This is a genomic window from Marinoscillum luteum (genome assembly GCF_044005705.1).
Lineage (GTDB): Bacteria > Bacteroidota > Bacteroidia > Cytophagales > Cyclobacteriaceae > Marinoscillum > Marinoscillum luteum.
In genome coordinates this window covers 253,124-269,859 of record NZ_JBIPKE010000014.1, presented here as the reverse complement: position 1 = coordinate 269,859, position 16,736 = coordinate 253,124, and the positions used below count along the sequence as shown (strand labels likewise).

Genomic DNA, 16,736 nt, shown 5'->3' with positions numbered 1-16,736 from the left:
TATGGCAGATGTTCGACCTGATGAAGTTTCAGCGATCTTAAGAGAACAGCTCTCTCATTCAAAAACAGAAGCTGAACTGGAAGAAATCGGAACCGTGCTTCAAGTAGGAGATGGTGTAGCTCGTATCTATGGATTAACGAAGGCCCAGGCCGGAGAGCTTTTGGAGTTCAACAATGGCCTGCGGGCGATGGTATTGAACCTGGAAGCGGATAACGTGGGAGCGGTACTTCTTGGTGAATCAAGTGGTGTGAAAGAAGGAGATACCGTGAAAAGAACCGGTAGAATTGCTTCTATCCAGGTGGGCGACGGCATGAGTGGTCGTGTGGTGGATACCCTTGGAAATCCAATTGATGGAAAAGGAGCTATACAGGGCGAGCTTTACGAGATGCCATTGGAAAGAAAGGCACCTGGTGTAATCTACCGGGAGCCTGTAAGTGAGCCTCTTCAGACGGGTATTAAGGCGATTGACGCGATGATCCCTGTAGGTAGAGGTCAGCGTGAGTTGATCATTGGTGATCGCCAGACAGGTAAAACTGCCGTGGCTATCGATACCATCATCAATCAAAAAGAATTTTACGATAGAGGAGAAACTGTTTACTGTATCTATGTGGCCATCGGACAGAAGGCTTCTACTGTGGCAGGTATTCAGGCGGCTTTGGAAAAGGCAGGTGCAATGGCCTATACTACCATCGTAAGTGCAGCGGCTTCTGACCCTGCTCCTATGCAGTTCTTCGCACCTTTCGCAGGAGCGGCCATAGGAGAGTATTTCAGAGATACTGGCCGTCCGGCACTTGTGGTATATGATGACCTTTCTAAGCAGGCTGTTTCTTACCGTGAGGTTTCTCTCTTGCTAAGAAGACCTCCGGGACGTGAAGCATACCCTGGAGATGTATTCTATCTTCACTCAAGACTTTTGGAGCGTGCGGCTAAGGTGATCAACAATGACGCCATCGCTGCTCAAATGAATGATCTTCCTGAATCCTTGAAAGGAAAAGTAAAAGGTGGTGGGTCACTTACTGCCCTTCCGATCATTGAAACTCAGGCTGGTGACGTTTCGGCCTATATTCCGACCAACGTGATTTCCATTACAGATGGTCAGATCTTCCTTGAGACCAATCTTTTCAACTCAGGTATCCGTCCTGCGATCAACGTAGGTATTTCGGTATCCCGAGTGGGAGGTAATGCCCAGATCAAATCCATGAAGAAAGTGGCAGGTACACTGAAACTGGATCAGGCTCAGTTCCGTGAGTTGGAGGCTTTCGCCAAGTTTGGTTCAGACCTGGATGCTTCTACTAAGCGAACGATCGACAGAGGAAGAAGAAACCAGGAAATTTTGAAGCAGGCTCAGTACTCTCCATCTCCAGTAGAGGAGCAGATAGCCATCATTTATGCTTCTACGAAAGGATTTCTGGACAAAGTGCCTGAGGATAAAGTGAAAGCTTTTGAGAAGGAGTTTCTGACGATATTGAACAACGCACACAGACCTGTATTGGATGCCCTGAAAGCAGGTAAGTGGGAAGATTCATCTACAGATGTGCTGGCTCAGGTGGCTAAGGATCTGGCAGCACGATATATCTAAGCAATAAACCGAAATGGCGAACCTTAAGGAAGTAAAAGGAAGAATTCAGTCGGTCACATCGACACAGCAGATAACCAAAGCTATGAAGATGGTGGCAGCAGCAAAGCTGAGAAGAGCTCAGGATCGGATCACTCAGATGCGCCCCTATTCTCAAAAGCTATCTGCCATCATTCAGAATGTATCTGCTGGAGTGGATAGTGATCAGGTGGACAATCCATATGCTGAGGCAAAGGAAGTCGGAAAGGTGTTGTTGGTAGTCGTGACTTCTGACAGAGGACTTTGCGGTGGTTTCAACAGTAGTATCTTCAAGCACACCAAAGCTTTGGTGGCCAGGGAGTATGCTGATGTGGAAGCGGCAGGTAATCTGATGCTCATGCCTATTGGTAAAAAAGCATATGATCATTTCAAAAAGCGTGGATATAACGTCATAGAGGATTATCATCATCTTTTTTCAAACCTGGATTTTGCACACGCATTGGAAGCTGCAGAGTTTGTAATGAGTGAATTCCTGGAAGGTGAATTTGATAAAGTGGAGATTATCTACAATGAGTTCAAAAATGTAGCCACTCAGATTGTCAGAAATGAGCAGTTCTTGCCAGTACAAAATGTATCTGCTGAAGATGATGCTCCGGCTGAGACAATTGACTATATCTATGAGCCGAATCAGAAATTTATCTTTTCTGAAATCATTCCTAAATCATTGAAAATCCAGTTTTATAAGACTTTACTGGAGTCAAATGCCTCTGAGCAGGGCGCTCGTATGACTGCCATGGGTCAGGCTACTGACAATGCCGGAGAGCTGCTTAAGGAGCTGAAGTTGACTTATAACAGAACCCGCCAGGCAGCGATTACAAAAGAGATTTTGGAGATCGTTGGTGGAGCAGAAGCCCTCGCGCAGGGAGGATAATTGAACACCAAATGATCTGTTAAATGGATCATCTCTATAAATATTTTAGATGGCTCTCATTGGACATTGTTCTGGGAGCCATCTTTTTTTTGTTATACCTGGAGCGATACTATGCGCTTCAGTTTTCGGTGCACGTTTATCTTGCTCTTGGCTCGGCCATTTGGTTGATCTATACCACAGATCACCTGATAGACGCCTGGAAAGTCTCAACCCCCTCGAGTGAACGCCACCGGTTTCATAAGAAGCACTTTTCCACTCTGGTGCTTGTTGGCGGATTTGTTCTTTCGCTTTCCTTGGTGAATATTCACTTTCTGGAAGTAGTGATCATTAGAAATGGTGCCCTGCTATCTGCGGTCTGCATCCTCTATTTGATGCTCGTGTATTTTTTCAAATCGCTCTGGGTGAAGGAAATTTTGGTGGCGTTGGCTTATGCAGCTGGAATTTTTTTGGCACCCTTGTCGATGACGGAGATTGAGCTCCTCGATTTCATTTTGTGTCTCCAACTAGCCGGCATAGCCTTTTTGAACCTAGTAGTATTCTCAGCGTATGATGAAAGTGCCGACCGCCAGGATGGGTTTAATTCGTTGGTGATTCGACTGGGGGATCAAAAGATGCAAGTCGTGGTTTGGGTAACTGTGCTGAGCTTGATCCTGAGTTGTGGAGGCACCTACTTTTATACTGGAAATTCCATTCAGCTTTTATTTGTGTCCATGATTGCTTTGCTCCTGTGGGTCCACTCATCACCGACTTATTTCTCCAGGTCTGAGCGATTCCGGGTGGTGGGCGATGGTGTTTTCTATCTCGCCGGTTTATTCCTCTTGCTATGAGTTTTGATCGGGTGGCGTGGATTTATGACCAGCTGGCCGGCTTGGTGTTTGGTTCGCAATGGGGCCAGGTGCAACAGGCGCCAGTCGGTAATCTTGCAGGCAAGAGCCGAGTGTTGATTGTTGGGGGAGGCACGGGTCTTTTGCTCGATGCACTTCGGGATGTTGAGAAAATTGTCTTTTTAGAGCTTTCGGAGAAAATGATTACCAGAAGTAGAAATAGAGGCTCACACCTGCAGGTTGATTATGTACATGCTGATTTCTTTGAATGGGAGACCAGCGAGAAGTTCGATGCCATCGTGATGCCCTTTTTTCTTGATTGTTTTGGTACAGAGAAGTTGGAATGGGCCATCTTGAAGACCCGGACGCATTTGACGGAGAACGGAGAATTGCATGTCATCGATTTTCAGCCAGCTTCCTGGTGGAAGAATTCCCTGATCCGCGTGATGTACTTGTTTTTTAGACTGTTTTCGAGCCTTGAAGGGAAGGCGCTGTTGAAGATAGATGGTGCTATTCAAAATACACAGTTCAGGCAGAAGTCACAGACTTTTTTTTGTGACAAATGGATTTTTTACAGTGTGTACCAACCCAACCGGATCACGTGATTCTTTTGGAAAGCGCTATCCTCGGAACCTCATGGAGGTCGCGGTAGCCCATCACAAACCAATCACCACCGTCCTTCAGTCGGAGTTTCTTTTTGAGCTCCTCTGGTTTAATGGGATAATTTTTATTGACCACATTGGCTTTCATTTCGGGCAAGTGTCTGCCGAGTTCTTTTTTACCGACATCTGACGCTACTACCTCAAAGACTCTCCCTGGAAAGCCCTCGATCAGCTGGTCTGAGGTATAGAGGTGCGTATTAGGAGCAAGTTTGTCCACGTCGTATATACTCGTTAGGGACTTGAATGCGCCGGCTTTGAGGATAGCGCTATTGGGATCGTAGAGGTATTTTTTTACGGATGAAAATGTGACTTCCAGGTCCTTTTCACCACTGAGTGTAAAGCTAAATGCCGGGTGTTCACTTCTGAGGTTGACGCATTTAATGAGGGGCTCAGAAATTTCCTTAAAGTCTAAGAGAAAAAGCACTTCCTTGACTTCATTCTTTATACTCACCACATGTATTTGATGAACATGCTGCAGTTGTTTCAGGCCCAATGTGATATCAATCATCGGTGCAGCTTTGATGAGCAGGAGGTCGGCTTTAGACTGAAAGAGAGGGAGTAGCTCCAAAACGTTTGGCGAACAGTTTTCAAAATGAAAAACCTGCTTTTTGGAGACATCCCGTCGGGCAGGGTCTATGAAAAAGTGGCCTCTACTTTCAAACCGACTGAGATAGTCTTCTGCGCTGGCATTAATCACTTCAATGGCCCCATTGCCCAGCAGAGGGTGGTTGTGCTGGAAAACGTCACAGAGCCATTCGGAATGCTCTACATAGGTGGTATGGTCAAACTCCCGAGACATGGCAAGGGTATCTACTCCCATACCCCCCGTGAGATCCACCAGCATTTTCCCACTCATCAATTGGCTCTTGTATTCGGCAGTTTCCGGACTGGAGCATTGTTCTAAAGACAATGGAGGCGGGAAAATGACTCCCGGTTGATCAAGCCAATCTGGAAGCTTACCCTTGGCCTTTCGTCGACTAAGGATTTGATCCACTATCAGCTTCACCTGATCTTTGAACTGCGTGGGTGGATTGAGGAGCAGTTTTTGTAAATCCGAATGCTGATTTTCCAGCATGAACTGCTGCACATCTTCCGAACCAAGAAATTCCAGATCATTCATAGACTTCTCCCCATTGTACAAAACAAAAGCGGTCTGAAGGTTAATCCCTCAGACCGCTAATTTATAGGCTATTCTTTTAATTAGAACACCAGGCTGTTTTCCAGCATGAATTCCGCAATCTGAACAGCATTAGTCGCCGCACCTTTTCTCAGGTTATCCGCCACGATCCACATGTTCAGGGTTTTTTCCTGAGTCTCGTCTCTTCGGATTCTTCCTACAAACACTTCATCCTTTCCATGCGAATTGATTGGCATGGGGTAGATATTGTTTTTAGGATCATCCTCCAGTACTACACCGGGAGCTATGCTCAGAAGTGCTTTTACTTCAGCAACATCAAACTCCTCCTCAAATTCCACATTTACAGACTCTGAGTGACCTCCCATGGTAGGGATACGCACACACGTGGCGGTCACCTGTACAGTGTCATCACCAAAAATCTTTTTGGTCTCATTCACCATTTTCATTTCTTCCTTGGTGTAGTCGTTGTCCAGGAACACATCGATGTGAGGAAGCACATTCATGTCAATTTTATACGGATAGACCATATCGCCTTCCTTGCCGGCACGCTCATTCATCATTTGATCTACAGCGGCTTTTCCGGTGCCGGTCACAGACTGATAGGTTGACACTACGATACGCTTGATGGTATAACGCTCATGCAGCGGCCCGAGGGCCAGTACCATCTGAATGGTGGAGCAGTTAGGGTTGGCGATGATCCGATCGTCGATCCTTAACACACCTCCATTAATTTCCGGAACGATAAGTTTTTTGGTAGGGTCCATTCTCCAGGCCGAAGAATTATCGATCACAATGGTGCCATTTTCTGCAAACTTAGGTGCCCAGGTGATGGACGTACTACCACCAGCAGAGAATAGGGCTACGTCTGGTTTTTGATCTATGGCATCCTGCATTGAAATCACCTTGTAGGTCTTGCCCTTGAAGGTCATCTCTTTACCTACGGAACGCTCCGAAGCAACTAACAACAATTCATCGAACGGCAACTCGCGCTGTTCAATGACCCTCAGCATCTCCTGACCCACCAGGCCAGTGGCTCCCACTACAGCAATCTTCATAATGATTTTATATTATATTGAACTATTTCAGGTTTTTATTTTCCTATTTTTAACAAACGGCGAATTTAATATAAGATGGCATTAAGAACCACTCTTTTACTTATTATCCTCATTAATAGTGTGTACGGATATACTCAGGTGACGGATAATTTTTCCGATGGCGACTTCACCAATGACCCGACCTGGAGTGGAGATGACTCCTATTTTGTAGTTACGGAGGATAACAGGCTGAATAGTAACGGGCCCAGTGACGCGGCAAGTGTGCTCCACCTTTCCACGGTCAGCTCGGTAATGGACTATACTATTTGGGAGTTTCTTTTGGATTTAAATTTCAACGGTACCACCTCTAATTTTTTCAGGATTTATCTCACTTCTGATAAGCTTGATCTGGAGGACAATCCCACGGGCTATTTTATTCAAATGGGACAAACCAGCGCCGATTTTATCAAATTATTCCGGAATGATGCCGGCACTGTCCAGGAGATTGCTCAGGGAACCACGGGGTTTTCCAGCTCCATTATAGGCGAAGTGAGAATAAGGGTGATTCGGGACGTATTGGGCAACTGGACAATCTATGCGGACCCAAATGGAGCTCAGGACTTCCAGCTCGAAGCCTCCGTTTTGGACAACACATATACCTCAACCAATTATTTTGGGGTTTATTTTCAATACAGTACCACTTCAAGGTATGATGATTTTGGGTTTGATGACCTGGTGATTTCACAATTGGAAATGGACACAGTGGAGGTTCTTTCTGCTACGGAAGTGGTGGTATATTTTAATCAGCCGATAGACCAAACGGATGCGGAGACCACTGGAAGCTACACGTTGCCGGGCTATACCGTATCTTCAGCCACCCAATCTTCAGTAAGCGATTCGGTTGTCACACTCACTCTCGATGGTGGTACTCCATTGGTCACAGGAGATTACACACTTACCGTAACCTCTGCGCTGACAAGGAATAGTGATGCGACATATGACTTTTCTTATACACAGCTCCAGTTACAGTCTGCACTTACCCTATCGGAGACGGAGATGCTCCTCACCTTTAATGATGATCTGGAGGAGACTTCAGCAGAAACCCTGACCAACTATACCATTGACAATGGTATCGGGCAGCCAGCGGGTGTCAGTTTGAATGAAGATCGTTCTCAGGTGACACTCACTTTGAGTAATTCATTATACGAAGGGACCACTTTTGAGCTTACACTGTCTGGTATCGAAAATAAAATCGGGAACAGCGTTTTTGCAGGGACCGAGGATTTCACATTTGTAATCCCTGTCGTGATAGATAGTGCTGCTGCACAGAGTCAAAACACTGTCCTGGTTATGTTTAATAAACCTTTGAATGAGACCATTGCAGAGGATGTTCTTAATTATTCGCTGAGTGGTAGTTTAGGAAACCCGATAAGCGCCACATTGCAGGATGAGAGCCAGTCCGTGGAATTGACTTTTTCTGCGGATTTCGGAGATGATAATTACGTGTTGACGATCAATGATGTGGAGGATTTGGATGGAAATGTCATTGCGGAAAACAGCACCATCAGTTTCTCGTATCTTCATTTGGACATTGCTTCCGTAGCGCAGATTGGAGATGAATCTGTGCGAATCACATTTAATCAGGAGGTGGACGAGTCCACAGCTGAGATGGTTGGAAATTATTCTTTGTCTGAAATGGGGAGTCCTACTCTTGCATCTCGCTCCTCCGAAGACCTGTCAGAAGTCACTCTCACATGGGATGAACTCTTTAACAGTGTCTACATCGTTTCCGTAACAGGTATTTCAAACCAGATCCAGAATTCCGAACCATCAGAGTTGTCCGCTCAGTTGGCCATCTCCAAAGCATCAGACTATCGTCAACTGCTCATTACAGAAATCATGGCTGATCCCACTCCTGTTGTTGGTCTGCCCGATGCCGAGTATGTGGAAATTTATAACCCCGGTTCTTTTAGTATCAATTTGGAGGGGTTTGAGTTGAACGACGAACCTCTGGATTCTTTTATCCTTCAGCCGGGGGCCTACGCTTTGCTTACGGATGACTCCAACCTCGCGGCTTTTGGTGTGACCAATGGAATAGCCATTACAAGTTTTGATGCCCTTACCAATTCTGGTGAGACGGTGTACTTGCGGGATCAGTTTGGCAACCTTCTGGACAGTGTCACATATGCTCTGAGTTGGTATAGGAGTGACGCAAAAGATGACGGTGGATATGCCTTGGAGCTTATTGACCCGTTACAACCCTGCTCCGACTCCCAAAACTGGATAGCCTCAGTGCACTCGAATGGTGGTACACCTGGGGCACAAAATTCTGTTTTTGATGACCAGGACACCAGCGCTCCACAGATTCTTTCGGTGACTGCCCTCAGCGATAATCAATTGACTGTGGTGTTTTCTGAGCCCATGGAGGCTTCGAGTGTGACCACTGAATCGTTTGATCTGGAGGGATATACCTTTACCACGGTGTCAGCAGTCAGTTACACCACCTTTTCACTACAGCTCTCCGCAGATCTGATTTCTGAGCGTTCGTATACACTGACCGTTTCCAATGTCTCGGATTGCCGTGGAAACATTCTGACTGATCAGAATATCTCCTTTTATCATGATGCACGGCCGCCCCAATTTAGTCGGGTACAGGTATTGACCTCCCAGACGGTTGCTTTGATTTTTTCTGAACCACTCAACGAAGCCATAGCCGAAAATGAAGCCAACTATTCGATCACTGGCTATACCGTGGATCAGGCCCTGTTGCAGGACTCTGCGACCCACCGGGTCCATGTCAGTTTCAATGAGGAGTTTGAGCTAGAAGCGAACTATTCACTGACTTATAGCCAGCTTGAGGATACGCTTGGAAATGCTCTGGTTACCGCTAACGCCTCTTTTGAATACCAGGATCAAATAGACACGGCCTATGTGGTAGCTCCCAACCTGCTGGCGTTAAGGTTTACCGAAGCTTTGGAAAGCACTTCGGCCACTAGTTTTGTCAATTACTGGCTTGAGGATGCCAAAAGTCGACCTGTGGAAATTGCCCTGAGTGAGTCGGACCCGAAGTTGGTCCATTTGGCCTTTGGAGCCAATTTCTCTGAGAATAAGGACCTGAGAATTTTTATTTCAAACATTAAAAAGTCGATAGACAATAGTTCTTTAGTCACTCCAGCATATACTTTTAAATATGACACCAGAGCCGCAACCATCGCTTCCCTGTTGGTGAAAAATGACTCCCAATTGATCATCACCTGGAGTGAGCCGATGGAGGTGCAAACCGCCACTACCTCATCGTATTATGAATTGGAAGATGATGAGCAGCCCATTGAAATCCTCCAACTGAGCGATACGGAGTATGAGCTCACTTTTGCCAATCACTTTGAAATTGAAGGACAAAAGCGCCTTTCGGCAAGAGGCATGAAAGACCGCTACGGAGTGGAGGTTACTACCACCCGGAATGTGGATTTTACCTATGACCCACGCCCTCCTTCTATCAATATGGTGAGACTCATTGATCCTCAGAGATTGAAAATTTCTTTTTCTGAAAAGGTGTCTTTAGGCTCTGCGACCTCACTAACGAACTATACCATGGAAGGAGAAAACCCTCTGGCCGCGGAACTCTTAGGTCCGGATTCAGCGAAGGTGGTCCTGACTTTTTCTTCTATTGAGAGTAAACCAGAGGGACAGTTGATCGCTATTGGCCTATCAGATCAGGTGGGGAACATTTCTGATGCTGACACTATTTTGGTCAATACTCAGAATCCCAACATGGTGAGTCTTGTGCCTGAAACGGATTCTTCTTTTGTGTTGACCTATAGCCACTCTATGAATCCTGTTGCCTTTGAAAAGAGCAGCTATTCCCTGGATGGATTTACCATTGCCGAAGTAAGTCAGCGAGATGACTATAGCGCGGTATTTACCGTGCATGAGGAATTTACAGAGGGAGATAGTCTGAAGCTCACCAGTGATACGGTCGAGGGAGCTAACAATGAATTAGTGCTGAGTCCGTTCGTTTCCGCCCGGTTCACCAGTTATTTTGAGGGCTATGATTTACTGGATGAGCAAACCCTTTGGGTAAGGTTTGATACGGAGTTTTCTTCCATAAGTAAGACAGTCTTTACCATAGAAGGGAATAGCATCAGTTTGGTGAATATTGACCCTGAGGAGCCAGGTTCTGTACGGGTATTATTGTCGACACCCCTGGAACCCAATGTGCCATTGATGCTTGAATGGGCCGGGATTTTCGATAAGTTTGGCCGACGTTTGCCTGATTATCGATTGTCTGTAGAGAGGGATACACAAAAACCGGAAGTCAGTGATTTGGAAAGTGAGTATCTGGGAAAATTGACACTGACTTTTACCGAGCCCATGGATGAGTCTTCGCTCAAGGCCATCAGCAATTATCGGTTGTTGGGCAAAGGTCATCCCGCAGCCATCACAGTGGTCGATGATCATACCGCCTTACTTGATTTCGACAATGGCCTGGAGGTGGGGGTAGGTTACGATCTTTTAATTCTTCCGATTTCGGATGTTGCGGGTAATTACAGTGTGCAGGATACGGTTGCCTTTTCTTACCAACCTCCGGCGTTTCCGGAGTATGGCGATATTGTGATTAATGAGCTGATGATTGATCCCAGCCCGGCGGTAGGTCTTCCTGAGGTGGAGTATATTGAACTTTTCAATGCCAGTAGTCAAGCCTATGACCTTAGAGGGTTGAAAATTGGAGATCCATCTGTAGAAACCATTCTCCCCGCATATGTCCTTGATCCCGAAAGTTATGTGCTAATAGTGGCGACTTCCAGTAAGTCATTATTTTCAGGGTCTAACATTTTGGGGATATCGGGTTTTCCATCTTTGGGAAATACCGGGGACCATGTTTTACTAAAAACCATTTTTGGGGACTTGGTGGATGACGTGAATTATGAAACCAGCTGGTATGGAGATCCACTGAAAGATGACGGAGGATATAGCCTAGAGCGCATTGATCCCTGGGGAATGTGCCCGGAGGGGGTCAACTGGCAGGCTTCTACCCACTCGCTGGGAGGAAGCCCGGGAGAGGAAAATTCTGTGTATCGGACCGGATCGGATGCAGGTTTACCGATGATCGAGGGCTTTATGGCCCTTTCTACCAGCCAGTTTCAGATCAGTTTCGATGAGCCCATGGATAGCTCATCCCTTCTTACCATGATCATCACCATGGCCGGGTTTGAAATCGAAGAAAGAACTGTAGGGGGTGACTACTTCACCGAACTGACGTTCTCATTATCCACCCCTGTCGCTTTAGGTGAAACCTATGAGCTGGAGGTAAGTGGCGCATCTGATTGCAGTGGCAACCTAATGGAGCCAGAGACAATAAGCGTTGGTTTTGGCAGAGCGCCAGTATCTGGAGACTTGATCATTACAGAGATCATGTCCGATCCCGACCCGGTGGTAGGCTTGCCGAATAGCGAGTTTATTGAAGTCTACAATGCCACTGACGAACTGATCAGTCTGAGCGGAGTTCGCTTGCGGGATGCCACAAGTTCTACTACCCTGCCGGATGTAAATGTGCCGGGGGGTACTTATTTTATTCTTTGCCCGTCTACGCAGGTAGCGGCCTTTTCTTCATATGGTCTTACTGTGGGGGTGACTAGTTGGCCATCACTCAACAACACCGGAGAAGCGCTTTCTCTCTATAAAGATGTGACGATAGAAGCCGTTGCCTATTCAAATAAGTGGTATAGCAGTGATGAAAAATCAGATGGTGGTTATTCACTGGAAATCATCAATCCAACAGGCTCTTGCCCTGGAGGTGCCAATTGGTCAGAGTCTAATGATCCCAGCGGAGGAACGCCTGGTCGCCAAAATTCTGTGCATAGCCTGGAACCGGATAGTGAAGTGCCAGTGTTGAAGTCTTATAGTACTCCTGATGAGCTCACGATTCGTTTCACCTTCAGTGAGCCCATGGATAGCGCCTCTCTCATGGGAGCAACGGTCGAAGGGGTGACCCTCTCCTCCAGAGTGGTGACCACAGCTGATTTTGATGAGTTAGAAGTCACCTTGTCGGATCCACTTCCAAAGGGCTCACTGGTGGAGATCACGATCTCAGGCGCATCAGATTGCAGTGGTAACCCAATGGAGCCAGAGACCTTCGAAGTAGGGTTTGGCAAGGCTCCTGCACCGGGCGACTTGATTATTACAGAGATCATGTCCGATCCCGACCCGGTGGTAGGCCTGCCGAATAGCGAGTTTATAGAAGTCTACAATGCCACCGACGAACTGATTAGCCTGAGCGGAGTTCGCTTGCGGGATGCCACAAGTTCTACTACCCTGCCGGATGTAAATGTGCCGGGGGGTACTTATTTTATTCTTTGCCCGTCTACGCAGGTGGCGGCCTTTTCTCCTTATGGTCTTACTGTGGGGGTGACTAGCTGGCCATCACTTAACAATACTGGAGAACAGCTTTCTCTCTTTAAAGATGTGACGATAGCGGCAGTGACCTATTCCAATGACTGGTATGAAAATTCAGAGAAATCTGACGGTGGTTACTCTTTGGAGCTCATTAACCCTTTCGGGGTTTGCCCTGGAGGAGCCAATTGGTCAGAGACCAATGATCCCAGCGGCGGAACACCTGGTCGGCAAAACTCGGTGTATAGCCTGGAGCCGGATAGTGAGGCTCCAAAAGTGATTTCATTGGAGGTGCTGGATGAGACGACCATCCGCTTCACATTCAGTGAATCTATGGATAGCGAGTCGTTGCTTGGAGCGGGTATCACCGGGTTATCCGTTTCAGAGACACGGCTGGTTGATCAAGATTTCACTATGCTGGAAGTACTCCTCAGTAGCCCTTTGCCGAAAGGTGTGAGCGTAGAGGTTGCGCTATCAGGCCCCTCTGACTGCTCTGGAAACCCTATGACCGCCCGAACTTTCGTCGTAGGGCTGGGTGATATTCCAGGGTTTAACGATCTTTTGATCACCGAGATCATGGCAGATCCGGAGCCGGTGGCGGGCTTACCCAATTCAGAATATTTTGAATTGTATAACGCCTCTGACAGGTTGCTTACGCTAAAAGATGTGGAGCTTCACGATGCGACCAGTACAGTGACATTACCCGCTGTGGTGATCCCACCCGGAGGTTATTGGTTCTTCACTCCTTCGTCTTCTCTAGGCCTCTATGGGGAGGTGACCAATCAGTCTGCGGTCAGTGGCTGGACCACCCTTAACAATACAGGGGAGTCATTGTCACTCTGGCATGATAGTCAACTTGTTTTTCAGATTACCTACAGTGACGACTGGCATGATAGCAATGAGAAGTCAGGTGGTGGCTATAGTCTGGAAATGAAAGATCTTTCCAACCCATGTGGCGGTTCGCTCAATTGGGGAAGTAGCATGGCCTCTGCCGGAGGTACTCCGGGACGGGAGAATTCAAATGCGGAGAGCGTGCCGGATAATTTTGGGCCTAACCTGACCGGTGCATTCGCCATTGCTGCTGACACTCTGCTTTTGATTTTTGATGAGGGGTTGGATCCAGATGTTACAGCGTCCATTGAGCTCTCGTTTGACCCGGAACTCTCCTATCACACTTCCATCCTCAATGCAGACAGGACTGAGGTGAAGGTGGCTTTGAATGGGGAGCTTAAGATGAATCAGTCCTATGGCCTGACCGTCATGGGTGTGACCGACTGTAAAGGAAATGAGATCAGGAAAAACACCGCCAGCCTGGTTTTGCCAGATGAGGCTGTCGCCGATGAGTTGATTTTGAACGAAATTTTATTTGATCCAAGGCCAGAGGGGGTTGATTTTGTGGAAGTGCATAATCGTTCAGAAAAGTACATCGACCTGCAGGGCTGGGGCATTGGAAGATTAACTGAAGATCTGCAGACCAGATGGATAAGTCAACGATATATTTTGAAGCCGGGAGGATTTGTGGCGATTACTACAGATTCAGTGATTGTGAAAAATCAGTATCCTCAAGGCGTAAATAAGCAATTCCTGCAGATTAGTTCCTTGCCTACTCTACCGAATGATGCGGGCACGGTGGTATTATCGAGCCCGACTGGAGAAATTGTGGATCAGTTTTCATACGAGGATGATTTTCACCTGAGTTTTTTGGAGAGTGTGGATGGGGTGTCACTGGAGCGGATCTCAGCAGATGGTCTTACTCAGGATGCCAATAACTGGACCTCTGCGTCATCAGCCGCCGGCTATGCCACTCCAGGCTACATCAACTCCCAGGCCTTCGAGGCACGGACATCCAATGCCAGGGTGACGATAGATCCCAAGGTATTTGTGCCGGGGAGTGCAAATCCCGCACATCAGTCCTTCACCACCATCAATTATCAGTTTGATAAAGGAGGTCAGTTTGCTAACATCACTGTTTATAATCAAATGGGCCAGCCGGTAGCGGAGCTGGCAAGAGGCACCTCGTTGGGTACCTCCGGTTTTGTGCGATGGGATGGTACGACCGGTGCCGGGGACCGTGTGCGGATGGGTTATTATGTGGTCTTTTTCGAATTGTATGATGGCAGTGGGAGCAAGCAAATACTCAAGGAAACGGTGGTTGTAGGTAGGTAATACAAAGAGCTATTCACTACTTGCTACTTCTGCCGTGAGACTCAACGTAGACGTTAACTAATTTGTCTATGATTTTCCCAAACAGTTTGTAATTATTCTTAACCCTTATTCTATTATCACTTGTTGACAAAGCCAAGCTTTTGCCAAATTTTACAGATTTGGGATTGATTTCAGCACGGTACAGCCGACCAGTCTTTTTCCCAATCAAAAAGGAGTTGTCATCTACTTGTGTATTAAGCATCGAGCTTTGTTTCTCACAAATGCCATACGTAAGATCAATTCTTATACTATTGGTTTTTTGACCAAAACGGTGTTCAATGGAAATATAATTAGGAATATCGGAAGGAGAGGCTCCTAAATTATTCACTGTTATGTGATCTAGGGTATGATCGTCGGAAAAAACAGGAAGTTCCATGTGGATAATTTAGTAATTAGAAATTATTGTTTCAATATTTTTTGATAAAAAGATTACCTTTTTTTCGAAGGTTATGCTTTTGAATTTTTTTTCATCAATCCCAACACCATCAAATACGAGAACATGAGATGGAAGTTCTAAATTCTGATCGTCTATAAACAAAGGATAAGCTGCGATGCATTCTGAAATCCTTTGGAAGGTTCTCAGTTTGTGATAATTATTGATATGTGACTTGGTAAGATAGGTTTTGACATTTTTTCTAATCTCCACATCGGTTATATCTTCAATTTTTCGTGTTTTGGCCAATGTTTTTTTATCCAATTGCGGCAACACAACCGTTTCTCCCTTTCCGTTGTAATATACATAGGGGACAAATCCGTTTATTTTGTCCTTGGAGGTTGGAACAATAAAAAAAGTATCTCTTATTTTGGTATTTGGCTGTCCAACTCTTGTGAAGATTTCAAGATAGTCCATCCATGGAACAGGAAAGCATGAAAGCCTGTAAATGAGACATTTATTATTAATATGATAGCGCATGCGGGTGAATGTATAAAAAAGGAATTTGGGCAAGAAAACAAACCCTTTTCTTTTGACATAAATTGTTACTCTGTGGTTACCATTATGACCACCGGAATCTGATTTGATAAAGTCCAGTAGGATTTTTTTAATAAGCCGTCTTTTTCTGTTGTACGACTTCCTATCGATTATTCCTATCAAAATGAGATAGATGATACTTCCTATAATGCCTCCCTCAAGCTTGTGCGAACTCATATAATTAAAAATAGGAGTCCATATTTTTGGAATGCAGTCATCATTATCTCCACAGAAAATTGAGATTTCGAATGAATACATGTAAAAAACATAGAGGGTTGTGATGAGGAGGTTGGCGTAAGCTCTCATTGATAAATGATTGAAGGACAGGCTAATATAAATATTAATATAATTTATACATACCTCTAAACTGTTTAAATGACCCATTTGTGAACAATAAACCCGTGGTTTCGTTGTTGTCCTACTATGAGTACATTAACAGCAAGTCATTTAAGAATCGTCCACGATCTTTTTCATAAACTTTTCTATATCAAATTAAGAAATAGTAACGCCGAACTAAGGTATGTGCGTCATGCTGATCAGTACCTTGATTTTACGGCCACCTCAGTACCCAGAGAGTTTAGAAACCTGGGGATCGCCGGTCAGCTTGTGGAGGCTGGATTGATATTCGCACGTGAGCAAAACATGAAGGTGAAAACCACTTGTTCATATGCCGCAGACTATGTGAAAAGACATCCGGAGTACAAGGATTTAATTATTTAAAATTCTTTTTTAGAAAGTGCTTTTAATTCCCAAACAGAACATTAGATTTGGCACTTGAGGATTTAAAGCCGAGGGTCACTATGTTTAACCGCATTATGTTTCAAACCCCTCGGCTTTTTCTATGCCCTTTGGTCTGACCTCTTTCCAGTCTCCTTGATCAATAAGGGATATGAGGATCATTGCTGTTTTAACTCCTGATGGCACAAGGCGTGCCTGCTAAAGCCGAGGGAGTCTGTATATTCAGCATTATGTTTCAAAGCCCTCGGTTTTTTCTGAACCTCACAACCGTCCCCTTGGTTTTCGGTCA

Annotated in this window: 10 protein-coding genes; 6 read left to right on the top strand and 4 right to left on the bottom strand. The window is 45.8% G+C overall.

The genetic code is table 11. The annotated features are described in order from the left end of the window. Position 1 precedes the first annotated feature (1 nt). The 4 genes from atpA to ACHKAR_RS07130 are packed head-to-tail and all read left to right on the top strand — an operon-like array spanning position 2 to position 3,915. Positions 2–1,579: a F0F1 ATP synthase subunit alpha gene (gene atpA / locus ACHKAR_RS07145; RefSeq protein ID WP_395416768.1), complete on the top strand. Its 1,578-nt coding sequence runs from the start codon at positions 2–4 to the stop codon at positions 1,577–1,579. A 13-nt stretch (positions 1,580–1,592) separates the two neighbouring features. Beyond that, positions 1,593–2,486, top strand: a complete 894-nt coding sequence (atpG, locus tag ACHKAR_RS07140) for an ATP synthase F1 subunit gamma (RefSeq protein WP_159585457.1) — start codon at positions 1,593–1,595, stop codon at positions 2,484–2,486. 23 nt (positions 2,487–2,509) lie between these two features. Then, a complete protein-coding gene (locus ACHKAR_RS07135) occupies positions 2,510–3,313 on the top strand; it encodes a hypothetical protein (RefSeq protein ID WP_395416767.1) in 804 nt (267 codons plus the stop codon). After that, on the top strand, positions 3,310–3,915 hold the full coding sequence (locus ACHKAR_RS07130) for a class I SAM-dependent methyltransferase (protein WP_395416766.1): 606 nt from the start codon (positions 3,310–3,312) through the stop codon (positions 3,913–3,915). The genes ACHKAR_RS07135 and ACHKAR_RS07130 overlap by 4 nt, the downstream gene beginning before the upstream one ends. Here the strand turns inward: ACHKAR_RS07130 and ACHKAR_RS07125 are convergent. Together ACHKAR_RS07125 and ACHKAR_RS07120 are read right to left on the bottom strand one after the other, a co-directional pair. Continuing rightward, the gene (locus ACHKAR_RS07125) at positions 3,908–5,092 is read right to left on the bottom strand and encodes a THUMP-like domain-containing protein (protein ID WP_395416765.1); all 1,185 of its coding nucleotides are present in this window, start codon (positions 5,090–5,092) and stop codon (positions 3,908–3,910) included. The genes ACHKAR_RS07130 and ACHKAR_RS07125 overlap by 8 nt on opposite strands. A gap of 80 nt (positions 5,093–5,172) precedes the next feature. Then, positions 5,173–6,165: an aspartate-semialdehyde dehydrogenase gene (locus ACHKAR_RS07120; RefSeq protein WP_395416764.1), complete on the bottom strand. Its 993-nt coding sequence runs from the start codon at positions 6,163–6,165 to the stop codon at positions 5,173–5,175. A 75-nt stretch (positions 6,166–6,240) separates the two neighbouring features. Here ACHKAR_RS07120 and ACHKAR_RS07115 point away from each other — a divergent pair, with 75 nt between their 5' ends. Continuing rightward, positions 6,241–14,700: a lamin tail domain-containing protein gene (locus ACHKAR_RS07115; RefSeq protein ID WP_395416763.1), complete on the top strand. Its 8,460-nt coding sequence runs from the start codon at positions 6,241–6,243 to the stop codon at positions 14,698–14,700. A 16-nt stretch (positions 14,701–14,716) separates the two neighbouring features. Here ACHKAR_RS07115 and ACHKAR_RS07110 read toward each other — a convergent pair whose 3' ends face one another. Then, positions 14,717–15,115, bottom strand: a complete 399-nt coding sequence (locus tag ACHKAR_RS07110) for a hypothetical protein (RefSeq protein WP_395416762.1) — start codon at positions 15,113–15,115, stop codon at positions 14,717–14,719. Between the two features lie 9 nt (positions 15,116–15,124). Next, entirely contained in the window at positions 15,125–16,015 is an 891-nt protein-coding gene (locus tag ACHKAR_RS07105) for a hypothetical protein (protein WP_395416761.1), read from the bottom strand. Positions 16,016–16,132: 117 nt separating this feature from the next. Between ACHKAR_RS07105 and ACHKAR_RS07100 the strand changes: the two genes are divergently transcribed. Then, positions 16,133–16,429, top strand: coding sequence for a GNAT family N-acetyltransferase (locus tag ACHKAR_RS07100; RefSeq protein WP_159585469.1), 297 nt, complete (start codon positions 16,133–16,135; stop codon positions 16,427–16,429). Positions 16,430–16,736: the final 307 nt, after the last annotated feature.

What these genes read in the sequence shown, in the direction of transcription:
- ACHKAR_RS07115 (WP_395416763.1), top strand. Translation starts at nt 6,241, where the DNA reads ATGGCATTAAGAACCACTCTTTTACTTATTATCCTCATTAATAGTGTG.
- ACHKAR_RS07130 (WP_395416766.1), top strand. Translation starts at nt 3,310, where the DNA reads ATGAGTTTTGATCGGGTGGCGTGGATTTATGACCAGCTGGCCGGCTTG.
- atpG (WP_159585457.1), top strand. Translation starts at nt 1,593, where the DNA reads ATGGCGAACCTTAAGGAAGTAAAAGGAAGAATTCAGTCGGTCACATCG.
- ACHKAR_RS07125 (WP_395416765.1), bottom strand. Translation starts at nt 5,092, where the DNA reads ATGAATGATCTGGAATTTCTTGGTTCGGAAGATGTGCAGCAGTTCATG.
- atpA (WP_395416768.1), top strand. Translation starts at nt 2, where the DNA reads ATGGCAGATGTTCGACCTGATGAAGTTTCAGCGATCTTAAGAGAACAG.
- ACHKAR_RS07135 (WP_395416767.1), top strand. Translation starts at nt 2,510, where the DNA reads ATGGATCATCTCTATAAATATTTTAGATGGCTCTCATTGGACATTGTT.
- ACHKAR_RS07100 (WP_159585469.1), top strand. Translation starts at nt 16,133, where the DNA reads ATGAGTACATTAACAGCAAGTCATTTAAGAATCGTCCACGATCTTTTT.
- ACHKAR_RS07120 (WP_395416764.1), bottom strand. Translation starts at nt 6,165, where the DNA reads ATGAAGATTGCTGTAGTGGGAGCCACTGGCCTGGTGGGTCAGGAGATG.
- ACHKAR_RS07105 (WP_395416761.1), bottom strand. Translation starts at nt 16,015, where the DNA reads ATGAGAGCTTACGCCAACCTCCTCATCACAACCCTCTATGTTTTTTAC.
- ACHKAR_RS07110 (WP_395416762.1), bottom strand. Translation starts at nt 15,115, where the DNA reads ATGGAACTTCCTGTTTTTTCCGACGATCATACCCTAGATCACATAACA.